This window comes from Bradyrhizobium sp. CCGUVB14 (assembly GCF_024199935.1).
In the GTDB taxonomy this organism is placed as follows: domain Bacteria; phylum Pseudomonadota; class Alphaproteobacteria; order Rhizobiales; family Xanthobacteraceae; genus Bradyrhizobium.
The window spans coordinates 5,163,721-5,189,184 of sequence record NZ_JANADS010000001.1 but is presented as its reverse complement, the minus strand read 5'-3'; the positions used below and the strand labels follow the sequence as shown (position 1 = coordinate 5,189,184).

At 63.1% G+C, this 25,464-nt stretch carries 37 protein-coding genes, 1 tRNA gene and 2 pseudogenes; 14 read left to right on the top strand and 26 right to left on the bottom strand.

Annotated elements, in window-relative coordinates; translation table 11 throughout:
• Nucleotides 1–35: 35 nt before the first annotated feature.
• Nucleotides 36–1,208 carry an isovaleryl-CoA dehydrogenase gene (locus tag NLM32_RS24095; protein ID WP_254131352.1) on the bottom strand — a complete coding sequence of 391 codons (1,173 nt, stop codon included), beginning with the start codon at nt 1,206–1,208 and terminating at the stop codon, nt 36–38.
• A 115-nt stretch (nt 1,209–1,323) separates the two neighbouring features.
• On the opposite strand from NLM32_RS24095, the gene NLM32_RS24090 reads away from it, so the two are divergent.
• Nucleotides 1,324–2,361 (top strand): AraC family transcriptional regulator, encoded by a 1,038-nt coding sequence (locus tag NLM32_RS24090; protein WP_254131351.1) that lies wholly within the window; start codon nt 1,324–1,326, stop codon nt 2,359–2,361.
• A 10-nt stretch (nt 2,362–2,371) separates the two neighbouring features.
• Here the strand turns inward: NLM32_RS24090 and NLM32_RS24085 are convergent, their stop codons facing one another.
• Nucleotides 2,372–2,866, bottom strand: coding sequence for an Lrp/AsnC family transcriptional regulator (locus NLM32_RS24085; protein WP_254131350.1), 495 nt, complete (start codon nt 2,864–2,866; stop codon nt 2,372–2,374).
• 97 nt (nt 2,867–2,963) lie between these two features.
• A complete protein-coding gene (locus NLM32_RS24080; protein ID WP_057754809.1) occupies nt 2,964–3,269 on the bottom strand; it encodes an ETC complex I subunit in 306 nt (101 codons plus the stop codon).
• A gap of 270 nt (nt 3,270–3,539) precedes the next feature.
• Here NLM32_RS24080 and NLM32_RS24075 point away from each other — a divergent pair, with 270 nt between their 5' ends.
• Nucleotides 3,540–4,718 carry an OpgC domain-containing protein gene (locus tag NLM32_RS24075; RefSeq protein ID WP_254131349.1) on the top strand — a complete coding sequence of 393 codons (1,179 nt, stop codon included), beginning with the start codon at nt 3,540–3,542 and terminating at the stop codon, nt 4,716–4,718.
• A 49-nt stretch (nt 4,719–4,767) separates the two neighbouring features.
• On the opposite strand, the gene NLM32_RS24070 is transcribed toward NLM32_RS24075, so the two are convergent.
• Both NLM32_RS24070 and NLM32_RS24065 read right to left on the bottom strand, forming a co-directional pair.
• On the bottom strand, nt 4,768–4,962 hold the full coding sequence (locus tag NLM32_RS24070; protein WP_254131348.1) for a hypothetical protein: 195 nt from the start codon (nt 4,960–4,962) through the stop codon (nt 4,768–4,770).
• Between the two features lie 727 nt (nt 4,963–5,689).
• A complete protein-coding gene (locus NLM32_RS24065) occupies nt 5,690–5,854 on the bottom strand; it encodes a hypothetical protein (RefSeq protein ID WP_254131347.1) in 165 nt (54 codons plus the stop codon).
• On the opposite strand from NLM32_RS24065, the gene NLM32_RS24060 reads away from it, so the two are divergent.
• Nucleotides 5,835–6,341 carry a hypothetical protein gene (locus NLM32_RS24060; protein WP_254131346.1) on the top strand — a complete coding sequence of 169 codons (507 nt, stop codon included), beginning with the start codon at nt 5,835–5,837 and terminating at the stop codon, nt 6,339–6,341. The genes NLM32_RS24065 and NLM32_RS24060 overlap by 20 nt on opposite strands.
• 47 nt (nt 6,342–6,388) lie before the next feature.
• Nucleotides 6,389–6,610 carry an RNA-binding protein gene (locus tag NLM32_RS24055; RefSeq protein WP_254131345.1) on the top strand — a complete coding sequence of 74 codons (222 nt, stop codon included), beginning with the start codon at nt 6,389–6,391 and terminating at the stop codon, nt 6,608–6,610.
• A 48-nt stretch (nt 6,611–6,658) separates the two neighbouring features.
• On the opposite strand, the gene NLM32_RS24050 is transcribed toward NLM32_RS24055, so the two are convergent.
• The 8 genes from NLM32_RS24050 to NLM32_RS24015 form a co-directional block, all read right to left on the bottom strand.
• Nucleotides 6,659–7,387, bottom strand: a complete 729-nt coding sequence (locus tag NLM32_RS24050; protein WP_254131344.1) for an outer membrane protein — start codon at nt 7,385–7,387, stop codon at nt 6,659–6,661.
• Between the two features lie 352 nt (nt 7,388–7,739).
• A complete protein-coding gene (locus tag NLM32_RS24045; RefSeq protein ID WP_254131343.1) occupies nt 7,740–8,030 on the bottom strand; it encodes a hypothetical protein in 291 nt (96 codons plus the stop codon).
• Nucleotides 8,031–8,141: 111 nt separating this feature from the next.
• Entirely contained in the window at nt 8,142–8,345 is a 204-nt protein-coding gene (locus NLM32_RS24040) for a hypothetical protein (RefSeq protein ID WP_254131342.1), read from the bottom strand.
• On the bottom strand, nt 8,335–8,496 hold the full coding sequence (locus NLM32_RS24035; protein ID WP_254131341.1) for a hypothetical protein: 162 nt from the start codon (nt 8,494–8,496) through the stop codon (nt 8,335–8,337). Before NLM32_RS24035 ends, NLM32_RS24040 begins: the two co-directional genes overlap by 11 nt.
• Nucleotides 8,497–8,594: 98 nt before the next feature.
• A tRNA-Pro gene (locus NLM32_RS24030) sits at nt 8,595–8,671 on the bottom strand.
• A gap of 129 nt (nt 8,672–8,800) precedes the next feature.
• The gene (locus NLM32_RS24025) at nt 8,801–9,286 is read right to left on the bottom strand and encodes a DUF192 domain-containing protein (protein WP_254131340.1); all 486 of its coding nucleotides are present in this window, start codon (nt 9,284–9,286) and stop codon (nt 8,801–8,803) included.
• 130 nt (nt 9,287–9,416) lie between these two features.
• Nucleotides 9,417–10,049: a cold-shock protein gene (locus tag NLM32_RS24020; protein ID WP_254131339.1), complete on the bottom strand. Its 633-nt coding sequence runs from the start codon at nt 10,047–10,049 to the stop codon at nt 9,417–9,419.
• Between the two features lie 208 nt (nt 10,050–10,257).
• Nucleotides 10,258–11,019: an NAD-dependent protein deacetylase gene (locus tag NLM32_RS24015; protein ID WP_254131338.1), complete on the bottom strand. Its 762-nt coding sequence runs from the start codon at nt 11,017–11,019 to the stop codon at nt 10,258–10,260.
• 265 nt (nt 11,020–11,284) lie between these two features.
• Between NLM32_RS24015 and NLM32_RS24010 the strand changes: the two genes are divergently transcribed.
• A complete protein-coding gene (locus NLM32_RS24010) occupies nt 11,285–11,449 on the top strand; it encodes a hypothetical protein (protein ID WP_164933808.1) in 165 nt (54 codons plus the stop codon).
• Between the two features lie 80 nt (nt 11,450–11,529).
• Here NLM32_RS24010 and NLM32_RS24005 read toward each other — a convergent pair whose 3' ends face one another.
• Nucleotides 11,530–11,805, bottom strand: coding sequence for a hypothetical protein (locus tag NLM32_RS24005; protein ID WP_254131337.1), 276 nt, complete (start codon nt 11,803–11,805; stop codon nt 11,530–11,532).
• 282 nt (nt 11,806–12,087) lie between these two features.
• On the opposite strand from NLM32_RS24005, the gene NLM32_RS24000 reads away from it, so the two are divergent.
• Entirely contained in the window at nt 12,088–12,318 is a 231-nt protein-coding gene (locus NLM32_RS24000) for a hypothetical protein (protein WP_254131336.1), read from the top strand.
• A 91-nt stretch (nt 12,319–12,409) separates the two neighbouring features.
• Complete coding sequence (locus NLM32_RS45900; RefSeq protein ID WP_256568291.1) at nt 12,410–12,535, top strand: hypothetical protein; 126 nt, start codon at nt 12,410–12,412, stop codon at nt 12,533–12,535.
• A 32-nt stretch (nt 12,536–12,567) separates the two neighbouring features.
• On the opposite strand, the gene NLM32_RS23995 is transcribed toward NLM32_RS45900, so the two are convergent.
• The 5 genes from NLM32_RS23995 to NLM32_RS23975 form a co-directional block, all read right to left on the bottom strand.
• On the bottom strand, nt 12,568–12,765 hold the full coding sequence (locus tag NLM32_RS23995; RefSeq protein ID WP_254131335.1) for a hypothetical protein: 198 nt from the start codon (nt 12,763–12,765) through the stop codon (nt 12,568–12,570).
• Between the two features lie 150 nt (nt 12,766–12,915).
• Nucleotides 12,916–13,266, bottom strand: a complete 351-nt coding sequence (locus tag NLM32_RS23990) for a GrlR family regulatory protein (RefSeq protein ID WP_254131334.1) — start codon at nt 13,264–13,266, stop codon at nt 12,916–12,918.
• 242 nt (nt 13,267–13,508) lie between these two features.
• A complete protein-coding gene (locus NLM32_RS23985) occupies nt 13,509–13,661 on the bottom strand; it encodes a hypothetical protein (protein WP_254131333.1) in 153 nt (50 codons plus the stop codon).
• 519 nt (nt 13,662–14,180) lie between these two features.
• A complete protein-coding gene (locus tag NLM32_RS23980; RefSeq protein WP_027531020.1) occupies nt 14,181–14,477 on the bottom strand; it encodes an HU family DNA-binding protein in 297 nt (98 codons plus the stop codon).
• 296 nt (nt 14,478–14,773) lie between these two features.
• Nucleotides 14,774–15,385 carry a helix-turn-helix transcriptional regulator gene (locus NLM32_RS23975; RefSeq protein ID WP_375143569.1) on the bottom strand — a complete coding sequence of 204 codons (612 nt, stop codon included), beginning with the start codon at nt 15,383–15,385 and terminating at the stop codon, nt 14,774–14,776.
• 16 nt (nt 15,386–15,401) lie between these two features.
• Here NLM32_RS23975 and NLM32_RS23970 point away from each other — a divergent pair, with 16 nt between their 5' ends.
• Entirely contained in the window at nt 15,402–16,427 is a 1,026-nt protein-coding gene (locus NLM32_RS23970; RefSeq protein WP_254128873.1) for an IS110 family transposase, read from the top strand.
• A gap of 268 nt (nt 16,428–16,695) precedes the next feature.
• Here the strand turns inward: NLM32_RS23970 and NLM32_RS23965 are convergent.
• Nucleotides 16,696–16,944, bottom strand: a pseudogene (locus NLM32_RS23965) (AraC family transcriptional regulator); the annotation flags it as partial.
• Nucleotides 16,945–17,039: 95 nt separating this feature from the next.
• On the opposite strand from NLM32_RS23965, the gene NLM32_RS23960 reads away from it, so the two are divergent.
• The gene (locus NLM32_RS23960; RefSeq protein WP_254131332.1) at nt 17,040–18,584 is read left to right on the top strand and encodes a carboxylesterase/lipase family protein; all 1,545 of its coding nucleotides are present in this window, start codon (nt 17,040–17,042) and stop codon (nt 18,582–18,584) included.
• A gap of 156 nt (nt 18,585–18,740) precedes the next feature.
• The gene (locus NLM32_RS23955) at nt 18,741–19,049 is read left to right on the top strand and encodes a hypothetical protein (RefSeq protein WP_254131331.1); all 309 of its coding nucleotides are present in this window, start codon (nt 18,741–18,743) and stop codon (nt 19,047–19,049) included.
• 111 nt (nt 19,050–19,160) lie between these two features.
• Here the strand turns inward: NLM32_RS23955 and NLM32_RS45895 are convergent, their stop codons facing one another.
• The 5 genes from NLM32_RS45895 to NLM32_RS23940 all read right to left on the bottom strand — a co-directional run bounded on the left by NLM32_RS45895 (nt 19,161) and on the right by NLM32_RS23940 (nt 20,232).
• Nucleotides 19,161–19,286 carry a hypothetical protein gene (locus tag NLM32_RS45895; RefSeq protein WP_256568290.1) on the bottom strand — a complete coding sequence of 42 codons (126 nt, stop codon included), beginning with the start codon at nt 19,284–19,286 and terminating at the stop codon, nt 19,161–19,163.
• Complete coding sequence (locus tag NLM32_RS45890) at nt 19,286–19,420, bottom strand: hypothetical protein (protein WP_256561560.1); 135 nt, start codon at nt 19,418–19,420, stop codon at nt 19,286–19,288. The genes NLM32_RS45895 and NLM32_RS45890 overlap by 1 nt, the downstream gene beginning before the upstream one ends.
• 220 nt (nt 19,421–19,640) lie before the next feature.
• Nucleotides 19,641–19,841 (bottom strand): hypothetical protein, encoded by a 201-nt coding sequence (locus tag NLM32_RS23950; protein WP_254131330.1) that lies wholly within the window; start codon nt 19,839–19,841, stop codon nt 19,641–19,643.
• A gap of 13 nt (nt 19,842–19,854) precedes the next feature.
• On the bottom strand, nt 19,855–20,019 hold the full coding sequence (locus NLM32_RS23945) for a hypothetical protein (protein ID WP_254131329.1): 165 nt from the start codon (nt 20,017–20,019) through the stop codon (nt 19,855–19,857).
• Nucleotides 20,020–20,025: 6 nt separating this feature from the next.
• Nucleotides 20,026–20,232 carry a hypothetical protein gene (locus NLM32_RS23940; RefSeq protein WP_254131328.1) on the bottom strand — a complete coding sequence of 69 codons (207 nt, stop codon included), beginning with the start codon at nt 20,230–20,232 and terminating at the stop codon, nt 20,026–20,028.
• 213 nt (nt 20,233–20,445) lie between these two features.
• Here NLM32_RS23940 and NLM32_RS23935 point away from each other — a divergent pair, with 213 nt between their 5' ends.
• The gene (locus NLM32_RS23935) at nt 20,446–20,913 is read left to right on the top strand and encodes a cupin domain-containing protein (protein ID WP_254131327.1); all 468 of its coding nucleotides are present in this window, start codon (nt 20,446–20,448) and stop codon (nt 20,911–20,913) included.
• Nucleotides 20,914–20,965: 52 nt separating this feature from the next.
• Here NLM32_RS23935 and NLM32_RS23930 read toward each other — a convergent pair whose 3' ends face one another.
• The gene (locus NLM32_RS23930) at nt 20,966–21,901 is read right to left on the bottom strand and encodes an alpha/beta hydrolase (RefSeq protein WP_254131326.1); all 936 of its coding nucleotides are present in this window, start codon (nt 21,899–21,901) and stop codon (nt 20,966–20,968) included.
• Between the two features lie 257 nt (nt 21,902–22,158).
• Between NLM32_RS23930 and NLM32_RS23925 the strand changes: the two genes are divergently transcribed.
• The 3 genes and pseudogenes from NLM32_RS23925 to NLM32_RS46375 all read left to right on the top strand — a co-directional run bounded on the left by NLM32_RS23925 (nt 22,159) and on the right by NLM32_RS46375 (nt 25,462).
• Nucleotides 22,159–23,454, top strand: a complete 1,296-nt coding sequence (locus NLM32_RS23925) for a hypothetical protein (RefSeq protein ID WP_254131325.1) — start codon at nt 22,159–22,161, stop codon at nt 23,452–23,454.
• Between the two features lie 376 nt (nt 23,455–23,830).
• Nucleotides 23,831–24,925 (top strand): annotated as a pseudogene (locus NLM32_RS23920) (tannase/feruloyl esterase family alpha/beta hydrolase); the annotation flags it as partial.
• Between the two features lie 18 nt (nt 24,926–24,943).
• A complete protein-coding gene (locus NLM32_RS46375; RefSeq protein WP_375143649.1) occupies nt 24,944–25,462 on the top strand; it encodes a tannase/feruloyl esterase family alpha/beta hydrolase in 519 nt (172 codons plus the stop codon).
• The last annotated feature ends 2 nt before the right edge of the window (nt 25,463–25,464 follow it).

The following is a 25,464-nucleotide window of genomic DNA, read 5'->3' as shown; positions in this document are numbered from 1 at the left end:
GGTCCCGCGTTTCTGGTGGCGTAATTACGAAGGGTTTAGTTGGTTTCCGCCATCAGCTCACGGCCGATCAGCATGCGGCGCACTTCGGAGGTGCCCGCGCCAATCTCGTAGAGCTTGGCGTCGCGCCAGAGCCGGCCGACCGGAAACTCGGACGTATAGCCGACGCCGCCGAGCGCCTGGATCGCTTCGCCCGCCATCCACGTCGCCTTCTCGGCCGAATACAGGATCGCGGCCGCAGCGTCCTTGCGCAGCGTACGCGCGTGGTTGGCACGGTCGCAGGCCTTGCCCACGGCATAGACATAAGCGCGCGTCGCCTGCCAGGTCGAATACATGTCGGCGAGCTTGCCCTGCATCAACTGGAAATCGCCGATCGGCTGGCCGAACTGCTTTCGTTCGTGCATGTAGGGCACCACCGCGTCCATGCAGGCCGCCATGATCCCGAGCGGGCCGCCGGAGAGCACCGCGCGCTCGTAATCGAGGCCGGACATCAGCACCTTGACGCCCTCGCCCACATTGCCCAGCACGTTCTCCGCCGGCACCTCGCAATCGTCGAAGAACAGCGGATAGGTGTTGGAGCCGCGCATGCCGAGCTTGTCGAGATGCTGGCCGTGGGTGAAACCCTTGAAGCCTTTCTCGATCAGGAAGGCGGTCATGCCGCGCGGGCCGGCCTCCGGATCGGTCTTGGCGTAGACCACCAGCACGTCGGCATCGCCGCCATTGGTGATCCACATCTTCGAGCCGTTGAGCACATAGCGGTCGCCGCGCTTGTCGGCGCGCAGCTTCATCGAGACGACGTCGGAGCCGGCGCCGGGCTCGGACATCGCGAGCGCGCCGACGAACTCGCCGGAGATCAGTTTCGGCAGATAGCGCTCGCGCTGCGCATCATTGCCGTTGCGGCGGATCTGGTTGACGCAGAGATTGGAGTGCGCGCCGTAGGACAGGCCAACGGCCGCCGAACCGCGCGAAATCTCCTCCATGGCGACGACATGAGCGAGATAGCCCATGTTGGAGCCGCCATATTGCTCCGGCGCGGTCATGCCGAGCAGCCCGAGGTCGCCAAACCGCTTCCAGAGGTCGGCCGGGAACAGGTTTGCTTTCTCGACCTCAGCCGCGCGCGGTGCCACCTCTGCTTCCACAAAGGCGCGCACGGTGTCGCGCAGCATGCTGATGTCTTCGCCCAGATCGAAGTCGATGCTCGGGATGTTCAAGGCGAGTCCTCCAAGATTCTTATCGGCCCCGAACCTACCCCCGCCCGGGCGCCGTGGCGGTCGAAAAGGTTGCATTTTCCGCCAAGTTTGGCGAGGATTTTCCAAAGGATCGTCCATGCCCTTTCAGGCCGCAACCGCCACGCCCCGCCGCGCCATGACCCCCGCCGCCTTCGTGCGCGGCGTGGTTGCGGCCTATGGCCGCTATGGGCGGGACCCGGCCGAGGCGTTGAGCAAGGGGCAGGTTCTCCCCGACCTCGTCAAATCCGGGGATGGGCGGGTGACGGCCGCCCAGTTCGAGGCGCTGGCTGGCCATGCCATGCGTGAGCTCGATGACGAGGCGCTCGGCTGGTTCTCGCGCCGGCTCCCTTTCGGCACTTACGGCATGCTGTGCCGCGCCTCGATCACCGCGCCCAATCTCGAGGTCGCGCTCAAGCGCTGGTGCCGGCATCATCGCCTGCTGACCGAGGATGTGCTGTTCGAGCTCTCGGTCGCCGAAGAGACGGCGACCATCTCGATCCGCGAGCAGCACGAGCTCGGCGCATTGCGTGAGTTCTGCCTCGTCACCCTGCTCCGCTACGTGCTCGGCTTCTCCTGCTGGGCGATCGATTCCACGATCGCGCTGCGCGCGGCGGAATTCCCCTATGTCGAGCCCGACCATGTCTCGGTCTATCCAACCATCTTCTGCAAGACCATCCGCTTCGGCGCGGACCGCGCCAGCATCGTCTTCGACAGGCACTATCTCTCGCTGCCGCTGACCCGCAATGCGGCCGATCTCGACAGCATGCTCAAGGGTGCGTTGCGGCTGACTGTGCTGCCCTATCGGCCCTATCGCCGCGACCGGCTCCTGGTCGAGCGTGTCCGGCGCGTGCTGCGCGAGGCGCGCGGCCGCATTCTGGGCGCGGAAGATGTCGCAAGCGAGCTCGCGCTCTCCACCCGCACCATGCACCGTCGCCTGCGCGAAGAAGCCACCTCGCTGCGCGACCTCAAGGAGGAAGCAAAGCTCGAACTCGCCAAGCAGGAGCTGATGCGCGGCCGCACCCCGATCAAGCGGATCGCGGAGATCGCCGGCTTCCGCAACGAAAAGAGCTTTTCGCGGGCTTTCCGCACCTGGACCGGTGCCAGCCCGCGCGAGTTTCGCGGCCGGTATCGCTGAAACGCGGCAGCTATCCTGCCGGCGCCGCAGCCGCGATCTCCTCCACCGGCAGCGGCACGTCCTTGGCGACGCCCAGCACGGGAAAGCTGCGCACGTTCTTCACGTTCGGCATGGCGGCGAAATGCAGCAGCTGCTGGCGCATGCTCTCGACGCTCGGCGCGACGCATTTGAGGAGATAGTCGGTGTCACCCGAAATGCGCCAGCACTGCTGGATGCGCGGGATCGCTGATATCGATCCCTCGAACGCCTCCAGCACCGGCTGGGCCTGGCTGCCGAGCTGGATCGAGACGAACGACACCACCTCATAGCCGAGTAGTCGCTCGTCGATGACCGCGCGCACCGCGCGGATCACGCCGCGGCTGAACAGCGATTTGAGCCGCCGCAGGCAGTTCGGCGCGGACACGCCGACGCGCAGCGCGAGCTCGTTGTTGCGAACCCGCCCGTCCTGCTGCAGCTCGGATAAGATCTTCAGATCGACGCCGTCGAGCTGGTCACGCCCCGCCATCCCCCACCCCGTCATGGTCCCGTCATGCGGACCAGCGAAGCACGCGGCGGAATGGGTGCCAAGGGCTCCCCGCGGAGGCGGCCGAAGCCGCCGCCCCTCAGTGCGTCCAGGGCTCGCCGCGGCGGAAGGAGAAATTGTCGGCGTAGGCGACCTGGCGGTGCAGCGATTCCTTCGGTTCGATCACCTGGTAGGCGATGCCTTTGCGCTCGCAATAGGCGACCGCCTCGTCCTTGGTGTGGAAGCGCAGCGTGATCTGCTGTTTCATGTCGCCGGACGAGGTCCAACCCATCAGCGGCTCGACCGCGCGCGGCTGCTCCGGCTCGTAATCGAGCTGCCATTCCTTGGTCTTGGACCGGCCGGATTGCATCGCGTTCTTGGCGGGCTTGAAAATGCGTGCGGTCATTGGCGGTCCGGCCTCTTCGTCTTTTCGTTCGATTTTAATGCGTCACGGTAGCGATTGGTGGAAACCGCGGGCATAGTATAGAGACACCTTTCGGGAACTGATCGGTGATTCCGGGCCCCCGGGTCCCTCACCGACGGGTATAGTCATTATGCTGCACTGTGACAATTGCGTACCCGCCGACCGCCCGGGAATCCCGCCCGGCGGCCAAGCCTTGACAACATCTGCCGCGCCGACATCAGCGTATCCGTCCCCTTCGAAAGCTCCCGTCGCATGGCCTTTCTGAACATCAACGCCACGCTGCCCGAGAAGGGCCGCGACCTCAGGCTCGACCTGTTTCGCGGCATCGCCAACTGGGCGATCTTCCTCGACCACATCCCTGACAACGTCGTGAACTGGATCACGACGCGCAATTACGGCTTTTCGGACGCGGCCGACCTGTTCGTCTTCATCTCCGGCTATACGGCCTCGTTCGTCTATGCCCGCATGATGCTGGAGCGCGGCTTCATCGTCGGCGCCACCCGCCTCACCAAGCGGGTCTGGCAGCTCTACGTCGCCCACATCATCCTGTTCGTGATCTACATCGCCTCGATCAGCTATCTGGCGCTGCGCTTTGGCGATTCCGAGATGATCAACGAGTTCAACGTCGCCGGCCTCGTCGACAATGCCACCGAGACGCTGCGCCAGGGCCTGTTCCTGCGCTTCAAGCCGCTCAATCTCGACGTGCTGCCGCTCTACATCGTGCTGATGGGCCTGTTTCCGCCGGTGCTGTGGTTCATGCTGCGCAAGCCCGACCTGACGATGGTGCTCTCCATCGTCTTGTGGCTGACCGCGCGTCACTTCAGCCTGAACCTGAGCGCCTATCCGGCCGGCCAGTGGTACTTCAACCCTTATTGCTGGCAGGTGCTGTTCGTGTTCGGCGCCTGGTGTGCGATGGGCGGCGCGCGCCGCTCGGGCTGGCTGATCAACTCGCCGATCACGCTGTGGCTCTGTCTCGGCTATCTCGCGTTTGCGCTGGTCATGACCATGGCGGGCCGCTTCCCCACCTTCGGCGGCATGTTCCCGGAATGGCTGTTCTCGACGTTCAATCCGAACGACAAGACCAACCTCGCGCCCTACCGCTTCATCCACTTCGCCGTGATCGTGATCCTGGTGATCCGCTTCGTGCCCAAGGACTGGCCGGGGCTGGAGTGGAAGATCTTCGATCCGGTGATCGTCTGCGGCCAGCAATCGCTCGCCGTGTTCTGCGTCGGCGTGTTCCTGTCCTTCGTCGGCCATTTCGAGCTGTCGATGAGCTCGGGTTCGCTGTTCGCGCAGCTCTTCGTCTCCATCGCGGGCATCGCGATCATGACGACGGTCGCCTATTACATCTCGTGGTCGAAACGGCAGGACAAGCCGCTGAAGCCGCCGCCGGCGAAGCCCGCGGCCACCCCGACCGCAAAGGCCGCCTGAGACGCTTGGCTGTTGAAGGTTTGGCTGTTGAAGCTTTGGCGGCGGAAGCTCAGGCAGCCGCCTCGCTATCATATTCGGTGAACTTCTTGTAGATCCAGTCGCGCCCGTCGTGACGACGCCAGACCTTGCCGTAGACGAGCTGCCCGTTGATCGAGCGGCGTGGCACGATCACGGTCCAGAGGTGCCAGATCTCGGTCCAGTTCGACCGTTGGCGGGGTGTTTTGGAGGTGAGATCGAAAGCCATGGCGGACAACTCGTGCGAAACGAAACGCCGCGACGAATGTGACCTCGTGTGAGCCGCTGATGGCGGCGCCGTCGCGTGCCGGGACGCGTTTGATACCAGTCGTCACAACGGCCGCAACGACGGCCCGTGCTTAACCTAACCGATTAACCCTTACTTGCCGGGGACAGCCCGCGTTGCCGGTTGAAACAGGTGCCTATCTTTCCTAAGATACATGCGCGATTTGAGAATGAGTGCGCCGTTTCCGAAACGCTCATCTGGTTGATTTCAAGACTCGGACTGAATTTTTCAAACGACTGACAGCAGGTCGATGATCATGAATTTGCAATTTGCGCATTTGCTTCTGGCGATGGTTTCATCGCCCCCGACACCGGTTGCCCGGCCACCCCACGACAGACCGACGAGAGCTGCCAACGACAATTATCCGGTCTGGCCGCTGATCCCGTTTCCGGCGGGCTGGTACGCCTCGGGCTGAGCCCAAAAAGCGCAACGCCGCGCAAGCGGAATATTATCGCTTGGCGGCGTCCGTTTAGGCATTGGGCGCTGAAATCCCCAACACTGATATGTCTGTGGCGACGGCCAAAGGTTCGACGAAGCTTTGGTAATTTTGCGCCGGTTAAGCCGTTTTGATTCCAGAAAAAATCACGCAGAGATGGCGGGCCGCAAACAACGAACGCCAAGCGTTCAACGTCGCGCGTGACCGTGCTTTTGGCCCGCGGTCGATCGCGACTCACACCCCGCTGCTCGCAGCCGCGGCGGTGTTGGCGCCGGAGCTCAGCGCACCCTGCGAATTGTAGGTCTGTCCCGGCTGGTTGCCTTGGCCGGCCTGCGAGCTGGCGGGCGTTGTCTCCACCTCGGTCGTGCCATCGGAATAAGTGATCGTCGTCGTCGTCATCCCGTTCGCGGTGGTCGAGACCTCGCTGACGACCGTCTTGGACGAGCTGCCGCTGCCGCCCGATCCGGAGCTGCCGCCGGCCGATTGCGAGGACGAGGTCGACGAAGTCGCTGACGTCGACGACGTCGACGACGTGGATGATGTTGCCGAGGTGGACGACGTTGACGATTTCGACGAGGACGACGAGGACGACGTTGCGGCGCTCGAGGGGGTTGCCGTCACTGCGGCGGCGGAAGAAGCGATTGCACTGATCGACATGAAGACCTCGCCTGAAGGGACCTGCGGGCGCAGCATCGATTGCGGGCCCTGTTCTCCCCTTCAACGCGGGGAAGGCGCGAAGCAGGCGCACCAAGCGCGAAAAAAGCGCCGACGCTTCTGCATCTCCGCGCCTCAGACAGCAACCAATCGCCGCGCCACGAGTTGCAGGTGCTTCCCTCCTGTCCGGATGGCTCGCGACCAGCCCGCTGTCGGCTCCCGCTCGCCATGAATGGACAGTCATCCCGTCTCACGTCCGTGTGAGTTGGAGCGCGGCTGGTGAATTTTCGCGAGCAAACGGAGACCAATAAACAGCAGGCCGTCGGCCAAGGGGATGCTGTGAGCCAGATTGATACGACCGAAAAACTGCCCGAGGTAGAAGAGCCCCGGGCATCGCTGTTTGCGTTGTGCGGGCTCGGGATCGCTGGGATCGTGATGGTGGGCTGGATCTGCACGCTGGGCTGGCTGGCCTGGCGCCTGGCCGACTGGCTCCTGTCCTAGGCCCGGACAGACCACCGCGATCGCGGCGGCCGCCCTCTCCCCATTCCGTCAGTAGTGATAATTCACGCCGATGGTCGCGGCATGGATCGTGTCCTTGAGATGGGCCACGGTGATGCCTTCGGTCGGACTCATGAGCTGGATGGGGCCCTTCGTGCCGAAGTCGTGGTAGTTGTATTCGACATTGGCGGACCAGCACGGCGCAAACGCCCATTCCACGCCCGCACCCAATGTCCAGCCAGTCCGCATGACGGACGCGCTCGGATCGACTGCAAGACCGGTGGCCGGACTGACATAGGCATCATCGATCTTCTCGTGAGTCCAGGCGACGCCGCCGCGCCCGTAGAACAGCCAGCCTGAGCCATAAGCGTAGCCGAACCGTGCAGTGATCGAGGCGAGAAAATCGTTCTTGAGACCGAACTGCGACGGCGCGACGAGGTTTCCAAGCGCAGGAAATCTGACATTGCTGGCGTGCTGGCTCGACAGGCTCGACCATGCGGCCCGGCCTTCTGCGCCGACAACCCAGTTGGATGCGAATTGATGGTCGCAGCCAGCCTGCCCGCCGCCGACAAAACCACCCGCGCCGAAATCCACCGTCCCACCGGCGCTGTTGATCGTGCGATCCTCGCTCGCACCGCCGCCGAGATGACCGCCGATATAGCAACCGGTCCAGTTGAAGGTGAGCGCCGCCAGTGCAGGCGCTTGCGACGCATAGTCAGCCGCGGATGCCGTCGTCGCAGACAGAGCGAGAAGCACCGCACCGCAGAGAGTTCTAAACATGTCCCGTCATCCCAATTGCACGCGCAGAGGTAAAGCACGTGAGGCTGACGCGGAGGTTGTGTCGCGGACAAGTTGTCGCGGCAATTAAGCCGGATCAACTACGCAACTCACGCCCTAACACCAGGCGATCGCGACGGCTGAGATCTACAGCATCTTGGCGGAGCGCGATCAATGAAGCGCCGGCGCAGAACTGCACAGGAAGCGCGACCGGCAGCGGCCAATGACGCCCCCCCGGCTCACGCCGACGAAGACGGTTGATGATCTTTCTTCAGCCTGCGCCGACCCCAGTGCTGCTCTTTGCCTTTCGGGGTGAGCGGCGGGACGTAATGCCGATTTAGCGCCCGCATCTTTGCTAATTGGCGCCGCTCTTGGCAGCCTTGGACGACTGCTTCACAGCCGGCTTGGCCGTCGCTGCCGACTTCTTCGACGCATCATCGCCACGGGCAGTTCCCCACGGGTCGACCGGCTTCTGGTCCGGAACACTGTTGAGGGAGCGTTGATAGGCGCGCACAGCCCGAGCATCATCTTCCTTCTGCGTCGCCGTCTTCGCCTTGGGCTCTTCGCCAGGCCCTAGAACATGCTCCTCCGCCAGCGCGGGGGCGATCATCAGGGCAAGCAAGACGGTGACGGCGATTTTGTGCATCGAGAAACTCCCCGTTCTGCGATGAGCATAGCACCGTGCCGATTGCGGTAGCAATGCAGCCGAGCGTGAGTTGGGTATGACGTTGATCGTACGATGCGCGCGCTAGATCTACTACTGCGCGTCGTGGATGTGCAAAAAGCGGAATCCCCAGCCGTCCTTCAGCGAGCTCTTCGAGCAGTATCCAAACGGTTTCGGCGGCGTGCGATAACCCGCAGCTGCAATTGCTTCACGGGTGCCGGTACCCATCCAGATTTTCCAGGCGCCGGTGGCTGGATCAACTGCGAAGGCATAAAAGACGGGAGTTTCATTCGGCATTGTGGCGGCCGATCGATCTTGGGCGATGCCCGTACATCGCTCGGTAGAGATTGGTAAGGCCTTGCAGCGCGGCCTGCATCCGCGACAGGTCTCCAGCGACGCGGCCGGCATCGCATTCGACCAGAAGTTTTGCGCGCTGAACCTGAGTCAAATTGACTCACCCCCTGTCCGGCTCTTCCCATGGTCTTCCCAATTCGATTTTCTGGGAAGATAGAGGCCAGGAAGTCACGTCTAAGTCATTGAAATCGCTGGTCGGGGCAGCTGGATTCGAACCAACGACCTGCAGTACCCAAAACTGCCGCGCTACCAGGCTGCGCTATACCCCGAATGTCTAGCGAGCCCCGTCGATACACGCTTCCCCAAGCGCCAGCAAGCTTACTAATGCCAGCAAGCTCGCTCAGCCGCACCAAGCGTCCAACCTGCCCCCAAGACGGCCATCGCCGGACTAATTGGACCTATTTGCTGCCGAACAGGGGATGGCCGACGCGATCGCCGGGACGGATGCCGTATTTCTGCGCTGTTCCCGCCACCACCTCGAGGACGGCCCGGGCGGGACCTTTCGACGAAATGATCTTGGTCGAGAGCGGCTCGGTATTCTCGGCGATGCGCAGGATGCGCCCGTCGGCACGAATGAAGATCATGTCGAGCGAGACATAGGTGTTCTTCATCCACATCGAGACTTCCTGCTCGGGATTGAAGTCGAACAGCATGCCTTTGCCGTCGGCCAACTCCTTGCGGTACATCAGACCGGTCTGCTTCTCCTCGTCGGTGGTCGCCATCTCCACCGAGAACACCTGCACGCCGTTCTTGGTGACGATCTCGAGCGGCTGGAAGCTGGCGGCGCCGGCGGGCGCGCTTGCGACGGCAAAGCCGGCAACGACGAGAACGGCGGCAAGCCAGCCCCTGGCGAGGGACCAGACAGTGGTTCGATCAAGCTTCATGGGATGGCACTCGGGACGGGCGCTGGGGCGTGGGACTGCGACATCCTTACGCGGCGATCGTGACAAAAGCCAGAAGCGCGCGACCCCGGGGCCGCGCGCTTCTGCTCACGAATACGAAAACGGGAAGCCGCTAGTGCGACTGGAGCCCCGGCGAGCCGGTCTCCGGATGGATCTCGGCGGCCATCATGCCCTTGGAGCCCGGCCCAAAGCGGACCAGCACATACTGGCCCGGCCGCAGCTCGGTCATGCCGAAGCGGCGCAGCGTCTCCATGTGGACGAAGATGTCGGGGGTGCCCTCACCGCAGGTCAGGAAGCCGAACCCGCGCAGCCGGTTGAACCATTTGACCTGGGCCCGCTCGAGCCCGCTGGTCGCGGTCACCGTGACGTGGGTGCGCGGCGGTAGCATCTGCGCCGGATGGATCGCGGTCGACTCGTCCATCGAGACGACGCGGAAGGCCTGATAGCCCTTGGCGCGCTGGATGCACTCGACGACGATCCGGGCCCCCTCGTACGCGGTCTGGAAGCCGTCGCGCCTGAGCACGGTGACGTGCAGCAGCACGTCGGGCCATCCATTGTCGGGAACGATGAAGCCGTAGCCCTTTGAGGCGTCGAACCATTTGATGACGCCATGAACCTCGACGAGGTTGGCGCTGCCCTCACCTAGCCCGGTGAAGGGACTGAGCGCGCTATCGCGACCAGCGCCGTGCTCGCCCGGCGCTGGAACTCCCAGCTTCTTGGACTCAAATCCGTCCGACGACCCCATAACCCCGGACCCCACACATGCCATGCAACCCGCCTCAATGGCGGCGTCGAATCACGCGTCTTTAGAGAACCTTCAGAGAATCTTCTCAATCGACGCGACGCGAATCTTTCGAATCAAAAGATAACACTCCCGGTTGCGAGGCATAGATAAAAAAGAGATTCGCCGGAACCTATGAACAGCTTGCACAGCCGCGAATCAAATTGATGCCTCAATTTGCGACAAAGGGCCCGAGTGCTTCGCCGATGTCGTGACGGATGACGAGGTCGGCGATGTCGTCCTGCTCGGTCGGCTCGCGATTGATGATCACCAAACGTGCACCGGCGTTCTTCGCCATCATCGGAAAGCCCGCCGCCGGCCACACCACGAGCGAGGAACCGATCGCGATGAAGAGATCGCAGGCCTGCGACAACTCGGTCGCGCGCTGCATTTCATCCTCGGGCATCGCCTGACCGAATGAGATCGTTGCGGTTTTCACCGGCTCGTCGCATGCGGTGCAGTTGGGTGCGCCGCCGTCCTCGTCGAAGCGGCGCTTCACCCAGTCGAGCGAATAGTCCTGCCCACATCCGATGCAGCGCGCGTAAGTGGTATTGCCGTGCAGTTCAATCACGCGATCAGCGGCGAAGCCCGAGGCCTGGTGCAGATTGTCGATGTTCTGGGTGATGACCGCGGGGATCTTGCCGGCGCGATGCAGCGAGGCGAGCGCGCGATGGCCGCGGCCGGGTTTCGCCGCGGCGAACACCTCCTCCATCGCAAAACGCCGCCGCCAGGATTCATCGCGCGCCTCTTGGCTCAAAACGAACTCATCGAACTGGATCGGACGGTTGCGGGTCCAAATTCCACCCGGCGACCGGAAGTCGGGGATGCCGCATTCGGTCGAGATGCCGGCGCCGGTGAACGGCACGATGATCTTGGCGCTTGCGATCATGTCGCCGAGTCGTTCGACACCGCTCTGAAGGTCCGATGCAATCACTCGCCGCCTCCTGATTTGCCGTCGCGCTAGCTGCAACATCTGCAAGCGACAAGATTGTTGACGCTGTTATCCACCGCCGCGCAAGCCGTGAACAGCGATAGGGCGGCAATTTTTTCCGACCATCGCATATCACAATCCTGCAATGCCTCCTCCCCATTGACGCCCCAATCAGAAGCGCCAATGCATGTGTTGACGCGACTCAATGTGATTGCGGCGGCAGTGCTTGAGTTCAGAAATGCACATACTCAAGTCGTGGGGATTTGACATGACCGAAGACGAACAACGCAAGATCCGCGAACGCGAAGAAATTGCCGCTCGTGTCGCCGCGTTCCGTGCCACCCAGGAAAAATTCAAACGCGAGCGCGAGGAGTATTTTGTCTCGACGCTCGAGAACGCCCGCAAGGTGGAACGGCCCTCGCTCTGGCCGTAATATCGCGCAATTTCGCGCGAGACCTGCGCACACGAAAAAAGCCCGGAGCATCGCTCCGGGCTTTTTCGATTCCTCAGCCGTTACCAGTGACGGTAATAATGGCGGTGCCGATAGTACGGCCCATCGCCGTAGTAGCCGTACGGACCGGGGCTATAATAGGCCGGGCCGCCATAATAGCCGTAGCCCGGGCCATAGTAGCCATACGGATGGGACGCCGCGATCGCGCCGGCGGTGATCGCACCGGCCGCCAGGCCGAACGCCAGACCCGGGCCGATGCCGCGCGCCTGCGCAGGTGCTGCAACCGCGGTCGCGCCGACGGCCGCGACGGTGGCAAGGACTGCGAGTGTCTTCTTCATGATCTCCTCCTTCGCATCTCGCAGGGACAACGCGGACCAGACGCGATGGTTCGGCCTTCGTGGAACCGCGCGCCACGAAAAAAAGTTGGCCACCGAAGGAACGATATCGGGAGTTGCGGATTGGACATGCAAGTGCGGAAGCCTCCGCCATCCGGGTTGAGGCGACAGCACGAAAGACCCCGTCAGCATCTCCGCGGTGCTGGCGGGGTTTTCCGTTTCGAACGACAAAAATGGCAGCAGAGATCAAGCGCTGCCGGCGGGGCGGAGGTCGAGGAGGAGAGATTGCCGATATCCGCTTTGCTGGCCCGCATCCGCAGGCTTGTTCCCAAATCCAACGCGCAGCATTACGACGAGATCGTCCGCAACTTCGGCGTCGGCGCGCTGCGTCCGCCGCCGACGCCGATGAGCGACGGCGAGCTCGCGCGCGCCATTGCCGAGTTCCTCAAGGCATCGCCCTCGGCGGAATCGGTTGCGGCGCTCGGGCGGCGGCTCGATCCGACCTCGCCGCTCTGATTTCCTTGAAGCAAGTCTCTGGGCCAATCGGGAACAATGACGTCCCGCACACGTTGAGGTAGTATTCCCGCAAGAGAAGAAGAGGCTCGTCATGCCTGCCTGGCTCGAAGTCCTGCTCAACCTGTCCGGCTATGCCGGCTTCGTGGCGCTTGCGACACGCGGCGCCGCATGCCCGCGCGATTCCGCCGACGGTGAGGTCTATAACGGCAAGCGTTAGTTCGCGTGCGGCGCCTAATATGCCTGCGGCGCTTAATGTGCCTGCGGCGCCTGGCCCGCGGTGCGCACCAGCCGATCGGCCTTGACCGCGACGCGAATGTCCTCGTTCTGCGGCCGCAGCGAAAAGCTGATCACCACGAAGGCGAGACAGAACAGCGTGCCGACGACAGCGACGCGGCGATAGGTCTGGCGGTCGCCCTGATAAAATGACGGTTCTAAAAACGGTGTCATGAATTGGTTCTTGGCAAAATCGGTTTTCTTGTTGTCGTTGCCAGACACCTATCCCAACGCGCGGCAAGCGCAACGCGATTGGGCTTTTAACCTAACCGAATAGGGTTATCGCGATCGCTGCAAGCTTTCGTTAGGAGATCGCCCAGCGCCTCACGCTTCCGCCAGCCACTTCAGCGAAGCGCGAAAACCGAGGCTGCGATGGCCGGCGATCAGCACGGTGCCGTATACCTCGGCCCCCTCCTCGGTGAACGTTCCCGAAAAACCGCTGGTTGCCTCCGCACCGGCGAAGAGCGGCCTCACCAGCGGATCGGCGAACGGCGAATGCTGGTTGGTGGCGAGCTCGCCCTTCCAGGTACCGTTGCCGACGGTGTAGGAGCCGCGCGACCAGAAGTAAGGTCCGCCGCCGAGCAGCACGCCATCGCGCAAGATCAACACGCCGCTGTCGCGGCCCTTCACGCCATCGAGCATGTGGATGTGGATGGAGTAGAGCCCGTTCTTCATCGATGCGCCCTCCGTCCACCGGACGATAGCGCGGCGCATGGGAGGCGTCGACCGGCTTTGTTCCGGCTTCGCCGCCATTTCGTTCTCGAAGAACGAATCGGAATCGACGAAATCGCCGCCGGCCAACTCTTAACAATCCGTTTGTATGCAAACGAGCTCGACATCACGACGGACGCGCGATCAGACGCGAATTCACATCGGGCGCACAATCACATCAGGTCGTCGCTTCACGCCGAGACCACTCAGGCCGCGCGCTTCGCCTCGCCCCTCTCCGAACTGCCCTTCTCCGAGAAACATTCCAGGATCTGGATGCGGAGTTCTTCCGCGGCCGGGCCCTCGACCTTCCTGAGCTGGTTCCAGAGCCGGATCACTTCGCGCTGTTTCTCGACGGTCATGAGTCACCTCCAAAGCAGGTGACTCACTAGAACAAAATGAGAACAAAAAGTCCAGTCCTCGCGCGAAATTTCCTGTGATGTCGCGTTGAACCTTTTCGGCGCGCCACGGACCTATGGATGCTGGGGATTTCAGCGCCCAGTCAGATGCCGGCGCCGCGATGGACGATCATACTCCGTCACCGCGGCGCTGTTGCTTTTTGGATTTTCAACCTTAAGTTAGACACACTGCTGACGGCCAGGCGCTGAAATCCCAACGCCGTCAGCAAGAGAGCCCCGTGCGCAAGCGCGGGGTTTTTCTTTTGAAAATCGCGTGGTGACCTGCGGGGAAGTTGGAGGGATCGACGCGCACGATCACGTCTTTGCGCGATGAACTTTTTCAGCGCTGGCGCGTCTAATCAATGAAGCTTCCCCCAAGCTTCACCCCCCATCAGAAAACCCCGCTTCCCCCAGGCGGGGTTTTCCCCTTTTTGGTCGACATCACGTCGCCCGCTGGCACGCAGACGACGCGCTGGCGCCGGATCAGACCGAGTCCTTGGCCACCTTCAGCGGCGAAGCCTTGACCGACTTGCTCGCCGGCTTCGCAGCGAACTGCATCGGCTCCTTGGTGAAGGGATTGACGCCCATGCGGGCTTCGGTCGCAGGCTTGTTGACGACCGACATCTTCACGAAACCGGGAATAACGAACTCACCGGACTCGTTGAGCTCCTTGTAGCCGACGGTCGCCATGTACTCGATGACCGACTTCACGTCGTTCTTCGCAAGCTGCGTGCCTTCCGCAATTGCATCGATCAATTGGGTCTTGGTCATCTTTGCCATGTCTGGACTTCCTCTGAATTGGGTGCGCACGAGCTGCGTCGTGGCTTTATCCGGGAAGCGGTAAAACCACGCGGGCCACGCGTCTGTTCATGCCTGTCGGCCACGAAGCAGCCGGGCTTAGAACCCATTGAGGCCGAAAACGCAAGCCGCAGTTCAGACCGAGTTCCGTAATGTTTCGGCCGGGACATTCCCCGCGTGCGGCGACGACAAATCGAATTCCGCAGCATCCCTAGAGAGTTCGCCAAGCTTTTCGCGAACCCTGCGGATGCATCCTCGCTCGCGCGCGACTAGGTCTCCTAAGACACACTGCTGAGATATTTGGCCGGCGGCTTGCCGAGCGCCTTCCTGAACATCGTGATGAACGCCGTGACCGATTCATAGCCGAGATCGGCGGAGACCTGCTGCACGCTCGCGCCTGCAGCAAGCTCCCTGATCGCGACGATCAGATGCAGTTGCTGACGCCAGCGTCCAAACGTCAGCCCCGTCTCCTTGGCGACGAGCCGCGCAAGACTGCTCTCGCTGAGCGCGACATGATCGGCCCATTCCGAAAGCGTGCGACGGTCCGCCGGATTGTCCGCCAAGGCAGTCCCGATGCGTTTCAACCGCGGCTCGCGCGAGAGCGGCAGATGCAATTGCTGCACGGGCATGCGCGGCAACTCGCCGAGCAGCACGCCGATCAGGCGCTCCCGCCTCGCCTCGTCATGCTGCGCGCCGTCGGACAGCGCGACGATCAACTCGCGCAGCAATGGCGAGATCGAAATGGTGCAGCAGCGATCGGGCAGACCGACCAGCTCCGCCTCGATATAGACGAAGAACAGACGCGCATTCGCCGTCGCGCGATTGCTGTGATGGGGTGGACGCCCCTCGACGGCATCGATATGCCAAAGTGAGGGGTGTTGAACCGTCACAAAAGAGGAGGCGTCCGTGAACGAGGTTAGCACGATTGGACTAGACTTGGCGAAACATGTTTTTCAGGCACATGGCGCAGACGCTGGCGGCGATGTTGTTTTCCGCAAACAGCTGCGTCGTGACAAAGTGCTGGCTTTCTTTGCCCGGCAGCCTGCGTGCCTGGTAGCGATGGAAGCCTGCGCCAGCGCCCATTACTGGGCTCGTGAAATTGGCAAGCTAGGTCACACAGTGCGTCTGATTCCACCGTCCTATGTAAAGCCCTTTGTTAAGCGCCAGAAAAACGATATGGCCGATGCAGAAGCGATTTGCGAAGCAGCCCAACGCCCCACCATGCGCTTTGCCGCCGCGAAGAGTGAGGACCAGCAGGCGAGCGCGGTCGTGTTTCGCGCTCGTGATCTTTTGGTCCGGCAACGTACTCAGATCATAAACGCGCTGCGAGGTCACCTCGCCGAATACGGCCTGGTCGTTGCAAAGGGGGCGTCCAATGTCGCCGGGCTGGTTGAGCACGCGCAAGCTTCCGGGAGCGGCGTGCCAACGGCGGCGCACCCGGCGCTCGACATCCTGGTCAAGATGCTGGGGGTGCTGGAAGAGCAAATCAAGCAACTCGATATTGAGATCGCGCGACGAGCCCGAGAAGAGGAGGTTGCTCGACGGCTTATGACGGTTCCTGGCATCGGCCCAATCACGGCGACGGCTCTGATGGCGCTAGCGCCTGAGCCTGAAAACTTCAAACGTGGCCGGGATTTCGCTGCGTGGTTGGGTTTGACGCCGCTGCAACGTTCCACTGGTGGAAAACAGAAGCTCGGCCAAATATCGAAAATGGGTGAGCGAACGCTGCGGCGTCTCCTCATCATCGGGGCGAGTGCGGTGGTGAAGCTGGCTCGCCGACGCGGTGCATCGCAAGGGACATGGCTGGAGCGCATGCTCGCTCGTAAGCCGCCCATGCTTGTCGCGGTCGCTCTTGCCAACAAGATGGCTCGCACCGTTTGGGCTTTGATGGTCAACGGTGGGGTCTACAAAGCTCCGGTCGCAGCGGCTTAATCGCTTAGTCCGCCCGGCCAGAGGTCGTCGAGGAGGTAGGAAGGTCAAACGGAAGGTACGGCGCAACAGTCGATGAGACGGGGTCAGGAAAACCAGTACATGCCCAGGTGCTTCCAAGCACGCTGCTGTGATTTGGATCTGATCCGCGAACTCCCATACGGGCCCGCGACATCTGACGGTCGCAATAAAGGCCGGACAGATGTCAGCACCCGACTACGCGCAACACCTGATCGAAAGATTCTTCTTGCATCCAGCGGGGCGTCCACAGATGCGGCATGTCGCCGGGAATCCAGACCGCGCAATGCGGCGGCACCATCCACAGCCCGCTCGGAACGCGGCAGGTCACGCCGCCGCCGAGCGACACCACGAGCTGTCCCTTGCGATGGCTGTGGTCGGGCACCTCGCCTTTGGTCCCGCCGGCATCGACGCGCACGGCAATGACCGGCGCGGCACGGTCGTCCACATCCAGGTCGAGCCAGGGATACTGGAGCGGGTATTGGAGCTTCTGTCGGATCATTGACGATTTTTAGCGATCAATTGGAATTATACACAAATTCATCCATCGGGAAAGCCGCTAGATCTCGCCTCGCCCCCCATCAAGGAGTTGCGACCGTGCATGGCTCGATGATCTCCAAGGCAGCCCAGTCGGGCCGGACCATTCGCACGCAAGCGGGCCTCGTGCGCGGAGAGCCACACGACGCCGAAGGCGTACTCGCGTTCAAAGGCATCCCCTACGCAGCACCTCCGGTCGGGCCGTTGCGCTGGCGCGCGCCGCAGCCGCCGGCGCCGTGGAGTGGCGTGCGCGATGCGCTGGCCTTTGGCCCGGCATCGCTCTCGTCGCTCGAGAATGATCCGCGCCCAGGACCGCGCGATGAAGATTGCCTCACCCTCAATGTCTGGACCGCCGCGCAAGAGGTTGACGAGAAGCGCCCCGTGATGGTGTGGATCCACGGCGGTGGCTTTCAGTTCGGCTCCTCGGCCAATCCCGCCACCGACGGAAGCCGCCTGGCGGCCAAGGGCGCCGTCGTCGTCAGCTTCAACTATCGCCTCGGCGTCTTCGGCTTTCTCGCCCATCCCGATCTCGATACCCAGGCGCCGTCAGGCAATTACGGCCTGCAGGATCAACTCGCCGCATTGCGCTGGGTTAAAGCCAACATCGCCGCGTTCGGCGGTGACCCCGGCAACGTCACCCTGTTCGGCGAATCCGCCGGCGCCATGGCCGTCGGGATTCTGATGGCGTCGCCGCTGGCACGCGGGCTGTTCCACAAGGCCATCGGCGAGAGCGGCGCCTTCTGGGATGGCCGGCGCGGGCCGCTGCAAACGTTCAATGAGGCTCGCGCCCGCGGCCTCGCCTTCGCGCGCAGGCAAGGCGATGCCTCAATCGCGGCGTTGCGCGCAATGCCGGCCGAACAGTTGATTGCAGCCGCGCCCTGGAACTTTGAACGCGACCACGTCAGCCAGGCGTTCTCGGCGAGTATCGATCGTTACGTCGTGCCTGATGTGCCCGCGCGACGCTTCCTGCGCGGCGAACAGATGCACATCCCCTTGCTGGGCGGCTGGAACAGCGCGGAGGAATTCCCCTTCATGTCGCAATCCCTGCCCCATCATTCCGCGCAAGTCTTTCGTGCCGCCGCCGAAGACATGTTCGGCACGGACCGACTGGCGGATTTCCTGACACTCTATCCTGCCGACACCAACGCACGCGCAAAAGCATCCGCCGCCGCGCTCACGGGCGACATGGTGGTCGGCGAGCAATGCTGGCAGTGGCTGCGGCTACATCGGGCAATCACCCGCGCGCCCGTCTATGGCTATCACTTCAACTACGCCTCGCCCTACACGCCGATCGCCTCGCACGTCACCGAAATCCCCTTCGTGTTCGGCACGCTGACGCCGCAGCGGGTGATCGGCAGCACCGCGCCGCCGGCGGAAGCCGACCGCGCACTCTCGGAGACGATGATGGACTATTGGGTGAACTTCGCGACATCAGGCGATCCCAACGGGCCCGGCCTGTCCTCCTGGCCGGCCTACGACGCGGGCGATGTCGTGCAGATCCTCGGCAACACTATCGAAGCCCGCCGCAATCCGCACGCCGATCGCTTCCGCTTCCTTGGCAGTTTTCGAGATGAAGGCGTGCTCCCGATGCGCTGGCGCGATTGAAGCCGCGCAAGAAGGCTCCGCGTTCCCGTCGCGGAGTTTTCCACACGAGGCGTCACCTCATCGTGAAACTTTCATCTCGATGGGTGTTGTTCAGACTCTGGTAACCCAACGCCGCCACTCTCCAAATCAGTCTTGTTGCGTTGGAGTACCCCCACAGTGCTGAATTTTGACGAGCTGCGTGAACTCGCAGCCGATGTTCGCGTCTTTGTCGATGTCGCCGAAGACAAGGCCGAGGCGCTCAGAACCGTTATCAGGGCCTACGACGTGGTGCTGGCGATCTTCCCGTCCGGAGACGGCATGGGTCTCCACGTCATCAAGGGCAAAGAGATCCTGGACAAAATCGCCAAATCGCGCGCGCACGCGACCTACAGCCACACGGCCATCGCGGTTCCCGATCTCGAGCACGCCGAAGTGCTGAAACTGCTGACGATGCCGACCCCGGTCGCGCAACGGATCGCAGCTTAGGAACGCTCGGCTGTCGCGCGGATTGACCTATCTCCAGACCAGGAGATCGTCATGAGCGTTGAAGGCAAGGCCAAGCCGTCCATGGCGATGCCATGGGCGGCTTTCGCGCAACTAGCGCGGCGTGACCTGCGGCACACTCGGCCGCCCCACCACGGCAGGCTTTTTCCTGAGCCTGGCCCGCAAGTGGAAGAACAACTCGACGGCGAGCTCGAACATGGCGGTGACGTAAAAATCCATCACGCCTTCCTCAGCATGATCGCCCCAACGCAGCCGCCCAAGGCCAGGATAATGAAAAGCGGGGCGCTGAGATACCCGCCGCGCGCAGCCTGAAGGCCGGCGAGAACAAACAAGATGATCGTGGCATATCGCATGACACACTCCTTTCGTCGGAGAGTGCCGATATCGACGCGCCCGCTCCGTAACCGGCGTCACGCTTGTGGGGCAACCAGATGCCACGAACATGCGTGAGGCGCTTCACACGCGGAACGGGTAATTTGCGTTAGGCTCAGGCTGCATCACGAGGGGAGTCCGGAGTGCTCGAGCATGTCAGCCAGATCACATCGCGCCAGGAGAGAGTGGACAAACCATAGGTCAGCGCACAGGGCCATCATGCGCCGCACCTTCGGGATCGATCTCTATGTGATGGTAAGCGGGCTGCTCGGCCTGCTTGGCGCCTCGTACGGGATCTGGATCGTCCTGTCCCAGGCTTACAGCTGACGGCCGCGAGAGCACGACGACTGCCGCGCCGCTCAGCGGAGCTGATTGAGCCGCGAGCAGCGTGATCGTCTTCACGGCGTCCCCACTTTCAATGCCCCCACACGGCAGCAGCGACGGCGATGCCGATAAAGCCGAGACCGATGATGACAGGCGCGAACTCGGCGGCATCAGCCACGCCGAACAATTTGGCGATGACGGTCCCGATCGCGCTCAGGACGATGTCGAAGATCAAGCCGAGCAAGGCGTCGAGCATGGCCGCTTATCCCGTCTTGCCGTACTTCATGGCGTGCACCGCGTCGCCGACGGCGCCGCCCACGACCAGCGCAGCGAAGAGAGGCCAGCCTGCAGACGCGACCAGGATCGTCGCCAAACGCGCGTCCTCGCCCGGACGCTTGTAGGCATCGAAGCCGGCGAAAAAGACCACCGCGATCAGGAAGCTGATCAGATATCGTTTGAACCATGTCACGGTGAAATGCCCTCGTTTCCAGGCATTCGTCGCCCTGAGCGCCATCCCGGTTCATCAGGCCGACTGTCGGCCCCCTCGCCGGCCGGTTCTTGCAGCAGACCACGCATGCGTGGCCTTATCTCGCCGTGGCTTTGCCGGGGCGACGAGACGGGCTAGCATCCCCTGCAACCCAGGGGTGCCATAGCCACCGGCACTGAAAAAAGGGAGGTCATCATGACAACCAGCCGCGCCCTGCGCTTTCTGCTGCTGCCGCTCGCTTTCGCCGGCACGCTAAGCGTCGGCTCCGCCGCCGAGCTCAATCCCGCCGCGGTCACCTACAAATTGCCGGACCAGATCCCCTGGGGCCCGGTCGACGCGCGCGGCGCGCAATCGGCCGTGGTGGTCGGCAATCCCGACAAGCCCGGTTTCTACATGGTCTACAACAAGTGGACCAAGGGCAACCATTTCAGCCGCCCGCACTTCCATCCGAACGACCGCTACATCGTGGTGTTGCAAGGCACCTGGTGGGTCGGCTCAGGCCCGAAATTCGACCCCGACAACGGCACCGTGCCGATGCCCGCAGGCAGCTTCGTCACCCATACCGGCAAGCAGGTGCATTGGGACGGCGCCAAGGACGAGGACGCTGTGCTGCTCATCATGGGCGAAGGCCCGGCGACAGCGACCGCGGCGGAGGAGAAGTAGATCCCGACGTGCTTCATCACGCACACGGAGAGGACATCCGATAATTTCAAGCCTATTGCTTGATATAGCCCTTGGCCTTCATCCAGGCGGCGGCCAAATTGGGCCAGTCGGAGACCGGCAGTTGGCGCGCGTCGCGGATGCCGAAGCCGTGGCCGCCTTCCGCGAAGGTGTGGAGCTCGCTGGATACGCCCGCCTTCTGCAGCGCGTCGTGATAGCGCATGCTGTTCTCAGGCGGCACGACGGGATCGTCCTTCGCGACCACGATGAATGTCGGAGGCGCCTCTTTGGTGACGTGCAGATCCGCCGAATAGTCCCTGATCAGCTCTGGCGACGGATCCTTGCCCAGCAAATTGGTGCGCGATTCCAGATGGGTCAGCTTGTCGTCCATCGACACGACAGGATACAGCAGCAGCAGGAAATCCGGACGAGCGGACAGCGAGTCGGCCGCATCCAGGGGGTCGTACACCTTCTTGGCGAACTGGGCGCCGAGGCTTGCCGCCATGTGGCCCGCTGCGGAAGCGCCGAGGAAGCCGATCCTGTCGGGCTGAAGGCCCCACTCCCCGGCATTCTGCCGCACCACACGGATCGCACGCTGCGCGTCCTGCAGCGGAACGTCCTTGGCGTCGACATGGCCTTCCGCCGGCAGCCGGTATTGCATCAGCAGCACCGTCACGCCGTAGGGATTGAGCCAGCGCGCCATCTCCGCGGCTTCCTTGTCGAGCACGATGCGCGAATAGGCACCTCCGGGAGCCACGATGACCGCGGTGCCGTTGGGCTTGTCAGGCACGAAGGCGGTGAGATTGGGCCTGGTGATCCCGGTGACGATACGATCGGGCCAGTAGGCCACCTTGCTGCGCTCGGTGACCGTGAGCTGCGCCGGCGACTTCTCCGACCCCGGCCCCACGCCGCCTGGCCATATCTCGATGACGTCGCGCGTTTTCAACGGCGCCGCACAAACCGAGCCTGCCGCCATCATGCTCGCTGCCATCAAGGTCGCCACCCCTGCCGTCAAATTGTTCCCGAACATGTCGTAGCCCACCACAGGTTCGTTGGTATGCGCATTGAATCTATTTGACGTTGCCATCCATAGATTTACGGTGACTGTGCGCTCAACTCACACTCGTGCTGCCATCGGAGTCAAGCGCACTGTCACCGCAATTTCCGGAAACGACGGTGGCACCTTCTGTTACCGGACTGTCATTGTCCGATGCTAGCGCTGCGCGTCTTTTCAGAAGGAACCAGCTGATGCGCCTCATGCTTCCCGTCGTCGCCGCTGCCGTGCTGGCAACCTCCGCCCCGGCTTTGGCCGTTGACCAGACCGTGCTTGGAGCCGGCAACGCGGCGGCAGGAGAGCTCGCCGCCCGATCGCCGCTGGTGACATCAGCTCTGGCGCGCATCGAGCAGGTCATCGCCACCATCGACGACGCCAAGCTGAAGGCCGCCACCCGCGACGCCCTGTTCAACCCGAACACCTGTGTCGCCCATCGCGCTAACCTCACTGCCTCCGACAAGGAAAAGATTATCGCCGAGCTGACCAGCCAAGGGCTGATCAACGAGGCCAACGGCAAGGCATTCCCGGGCGGCGCGGTGACCGGCGTGTTTCCGCCGCTGCGCGACGATGGCACCGCCTGCCCGCATCTGCCGATGGCCTGGGGAGCTGCACCCGGCGGCGCATTCGCCGGCCACCACTCCTATCCCGGCGGCCTGCCGGTGCATGAATCGTTCAACCTGGCGAGTGCCATCAGCCTCAGCGAGAACTATCGCCTCACCGTTGGCCTGACCGGCGAGGACGGTCTGCCGCGGGTGGCGCCGCTGCCGAGTTCGCGCGACGCGGTCAACCGCTCCGATCTCGTCATGAACAACGACGCCATCATCGCCGCCCCGATGTTGCACGACTGGGCCAAGCCGATCGTGTTCCAGTGGAATGCCGACGGCAGCGAGTTCGCCGAGTTCAACTTCGGCGGCAATGGCGAGACCGACGCGGATGGCGCCAAGGGCGACAGCCGCACCGGCGCCCATCACATTCTCGGCGTCGCTGAATCCATGGCGCGCGACCTGCCCGCGCCGTTCATCGTGATCCAGGCCTCAGCCCACACCGCGCCGACGCTCGGCAAGGAATACATGGCGGTGAACTGGCTGCGCGCTGCGGCGATCATTGCCCATGTCGACCCGATCGCACGCGGCTATCTGGTGAAGGATGCTGACGGCCATTTCCGCCTGCCGCCGGCACGCACCACCGACAACATCGACTTCCTCGCCGCCAAAATCGGCAACCTCTCGGCCGAGACCGTGATCCACAATCTGTCGGATGCGGACTACATCTTCACAGGCCCGGCGGTGACGGCGTCAGTGGCGATCCTCACCAAGCTCGCGCCCGACTACGGCTTCGACCCCGCGGATGCGGCGAAGTTCAACAACGGCTTCCGCAACCCGGCGCTGTCGTATCTCAGCGCCGAGCGGATTCTGATCCGCTACAACCACGACGGCCTGACCGGCGTGCGGCGCGATCTCGACGCGCTGAAGAAAGCGAAGGCGATCTGAGGCAGGCCGGTCCTTTGCGGGCGCCAGCTTAGGCCGGGCCCCTCGGCAATGACGGTGATAGATCGGCGCACACTCTCAACACGTCATTGCGAGCGGCTTGTCCCCCATAGCTCGAAGAGCGACGGCGGAAGCGAAGCAATCCAGGCTTGGACCCTAGATTACGCCGACCGTGCGCTTAGCTCCAAGCGTTTCGGCGACAATGCACTCACTCATGCCGCCGCAAGGGGCGAACAGCGAGCGCGGTTGAAAGCCTGCGCCGCTGGACTGCACCTGCCGAATGACACAAGATAGTTCAGTGTCGGTGCACCACATCGTCCGGCGGTCGGCGTAAGTTCAATGCACCGCAATAAAAATCAGAAAACGGCAGGGAAGAACAATGCAGCGAAAAAGCAATGTGGCGCTTGATGGTGCGATGGCTTGCCTGGCTCTGGTCGCGGCCATCATGGTCGTTGCGATCTCGCCGGCAAGCGCCGACGATTCAGCCAACATATCACCTACGCTCAAATGCGCCGACCTGACCGGCTGGAAGATGCCGGGATCGACGACGTTGATCACCAAGGCCGAAATGGTGCCGGAGGCGCCGCCGGGGACCGTGCAGCCGTCGCCGCCCTCGCCGGCCACCGTATCGGTGGCGCTGCCGCCGAACTGCCGCGCGGATGGCGTGATCGATCAGCGCGTGGGCGTCGAGGGCAAGTCCTACGCGATCGGCTTTGCCGTCGCCCTGCCCGATCGCTGGAACGGCCGGTTCTTGTTTCAGGGCGGCGGCGGTTTGAACGGCTCGATCCGGCCGCCGCTGGGTTACCAGGCGGCCGGCGAGGTGCCGGCGCTGGCGCGCGGCTTTGCCGTGGTCTCGACCGATAGCGGTCATCAGGGCGCGGTGTTCGATGCCTCGTTCCTGAAGGACCAGGAAGCCGCGCTCAACTTCGCCAATTCATCCGTCGGCAAGGTGACGATTGCCGCCAAGGCGATCGTCGCGCATTACTATGGCCAGCCCGCCAAACGTTCCTATTTTACGGGGTGCTCGACCGGGGGCCGCGAGGGCATGCTGGCATCGGCGCGCTATCCCGAACACTTCGACGGCATCGTCGCCGGCGCGCCTGCGATGCGCACCGGTAACTCCAATATCGGTCTCGCCTGGGCCAACGCTGCCTTCAGCCAGGTCGCGCCGAAAGATGCGTCCGGCAAGCCGGAGCCCGCCAGGACTTTTTCCGCGGGCGAGCGAAAGCTGATCACGAACGCGATCCTCGAGGCCTGCGACGCCAGAGACGGCGCCAAGGATGGCCTGATCTTCGACCGCAAGGCCTGTCAATTCGATCCCGCGGTCCTCACCTGCACGGGCGACAAGACGGATGGCAAGACAGATTCTTGCCTGGCGCCGCCGCAGGTCGATGCCCTCCGGAAAGCTTTTGCCGGACCGAAGAATTCACGCGGCGCGCAAGTCTACCCGCCGTTCCCGTGGGACAGCGGCGTCGCAGCCGAAGGCGTTGCCATTCCCGGCATCCTGACATCTGGCGCGCTCAGTCCGGTCGGACCGCCTGTTTGGGCCAGCATCGACGTCGATCAACTCGAAGACCGGGTCAACGCGAGCGGGCTCGATCGCCTCGGCAACACCGCCTACTGGACCAACCTGTCGAGCTACTTCGGCCATGGCGGCAAGCTGCTGTTTTACCACGGTGTGAGCGATCCCTGGTTCTCGGCTGAAGACACCGTGAATTACTACGAGCGCATGGCGGCGGACTCCGGCGGCATGGAGATGGTGCGGGAGACATCGAGCCGAGCCTTCCTGGTGCCCGGCATGGGTCACTGCTCGAGCGGCGCAACGCTCGATCGTTTCGATCTCCTCAGCGCGGTCGTGAACTGGGTGGAAGACGGCAAGGCGCCCGACGCGGTGGTCGCGACGGGACCAGCCTTCCCCGGCCGCAGTCGGCCGCTTTGCGCCTATCCGCAACACGCGCAGTACAAGGGGCAAGGCGATCCGGAGCGCGCGGAGAGTTTTGAGTGCAAGTAGGC

What these genes read in the sequence shown, in the direction of transcription:
- NLM32_RS45895 (WP_256568290.1), bottom strand. Translation starts at nt 19,286, where the DNA reads ATGGATTTTTACGTCACCGCCATGTTCGAGCTCGCCGTCGAGTTGTTC.
- NLM32_RS24050 (WP_254131344.1), bottom strand. Translation starts at nt 7,387, where the DNA reads ATGTTTAGAACTCTCTGCGGTGCGGTGCTTCTCGCTCTGTCTGCGACG.
- NLM32_RS23925 (WP_254131325.1), top strand. Translation starts at nt 22,159, where the DNA reads ATGCGCCTCATGCTTCCCGTCGTCGCCGCTGCCGTGCTGGCAACCTCC.
- NLM32_RS23985 (WP_254131333.1), bottom strand. Translation starts at nt 13,661, where the DNA reads ATGACCGTCGAGAAACAGCGCGAAGTGATCCGGCTCTGGAACCAGCTC.
- NLM32_RS45890 (WP_256561560.1), bottom strand. Translation starts at nt 19,420, where the DNA reads ATGCGATATGCCACGATCATCTTGTTTGTTCTCGCCGGCCTTCAGGCT.
- NLM32_RS23990 (WP_254131334.1), bottom strand. Translation starts at nt 13,266, where the DNA reads ATGAAGAACGGGCTCTACTCCATCCACATCCACATGCTCGATGGCGTG.
- NLM32_RS24070 (WP_254131348.1), bottom strand. Translation starts at nt 4,962, where the DNA reads ATGGCTTTCGATCTCACCTCCAAAACACCCCGCCAACGGTCGAACTGG.
- NLM32_RS24090 (WP_254131351.1), top strand. Translation starts at nt 1,324, where the DNA reads ATGCCCTTTCAGGCCGCAACCGCCACGCCCCGCCGCGCCATGACCCCC.
- NLM32_RS24080 (WP_057754809.1), bottom strand. Translation starts at nt 3,269, where the DNA reads ATGACCGCACGCATTTTCAAGCCCGCCAAGAACGCGATGCAATCCGGC.
- NLM32_RS24005 (WP_254131337.1), bottom strand. Translation starts at nt 11,805, where the DNA reads ATGAAGAAGACACTCGCAGTCCTTGCCACCGTCGCGGCCGTCGGCGCG.
- NLM32_RS24010 (WP_164933808.1), top strand. Translation starts at nt 11,285, where the DNA reads ATGACCGAAGACGAACAACGCAAGATCCGCGAACGCGAAGAAATTGCC.
- NLM32_RS24020 (WP_254131339.1), bottom strand. Translation starts at nt 10,049, where the DNA reads ATGGGGTCGTCGGACGGATTTGAGTCCAAGAAGCTGGGAGTTCCAGCG.
- NLM32_RS24040 (WP_254131342.1), bottom strand. Translation starts at nt 8,345, where the DNA reads ATGCCGAATGAAACTCCCGTCTTTTATGCCTTCGCAGTTGATCCAGCC.
- NLM32_RS24025 (WP_254131340.1), bottom strand. Translation starts at nt 9,286, where the DNA reads ATGAAGCTTGATCGAACCACTGTCTGGTCCCTCGCCAGGGGCTGGCTT.
- NLM32_RS23995 (WP_254131335.1), bottom strand. Translation starts at nt 12,765, where the DNA reads ATGACACCGTTTTTAGAACCGTCATTTTATCAGGGCGACCGCCAGACC.
- NLM32_RS24085 (WP_254131350.1), bottom strand. Translation starts at nt 2,866, where the DNA reads ATGGCGGGGCGTGACCAGCTCGACGGCGTCGATCTGAAGATCTTATCC.
- NLM32_RS23930 (WP_254131326.1), bottom strand. Translation starts at nt 21,901, where the DNA reads ATGGCAGCGAGCATGATGGCGGCAGGCTCGGTTTGTGCGGCGCCGTTG.
- NLM32_RS24065 (WP_254131347.1), bottom strand. Translation starts at nt 5,854, where the DNA reads ATGACGACGACGACGATCACTTATTCCGATGGCACGACCGAGGTGGAG.
- NLM32_RS45900 (WP_256568291.1), top strand. Translation starts at nt 12,410, where the DNA reads ATGCCTGCCTGGCTCGAAGTCCTGCTCAACCTGTCCGGCTATGCCGGC.
- NLM32_RS24075 (WP_254131349.1), top strand. Translation starts at nt 3,540, where the DNA reads ATGGCCTTTCTGAACATCAACGCCACGCTGCCCGAGAAGGGCCGCGAC.
- NLM32_RS23945 (WP_254131329.1), bottom strand. Translation starts at nt 20,019, where the DNA reads ATGCTCGACGCCTTGCTCGGCTTGATCTTCGACATCGTCCTGAGCGCG.
- NLM32_RS23935 (WP_254131327.1), top strand. Translation starts at nt 20,446, where the DNA reads ATGACAACCAGCCGCGCCCTGCGCTTTCTGCTGCTGCCGCTCGCTTTC.
- NLM32_RS24045 (WP_254131343.1), bottom strand. Translation starts at nt 8,030, where the DNA reads ATGCACAAAATCGCCGTCACCGTCTTGCTTGCCCTGATGATCGCCCCC.
- NLM32_RS23980 (WP_027531020.1), bottom strand. Translation starts at nt 14,477, where the DNA reads ATGGCAAAGATGACCAAGACCCAATTGATCGATGCAATTGCGGAAGGC.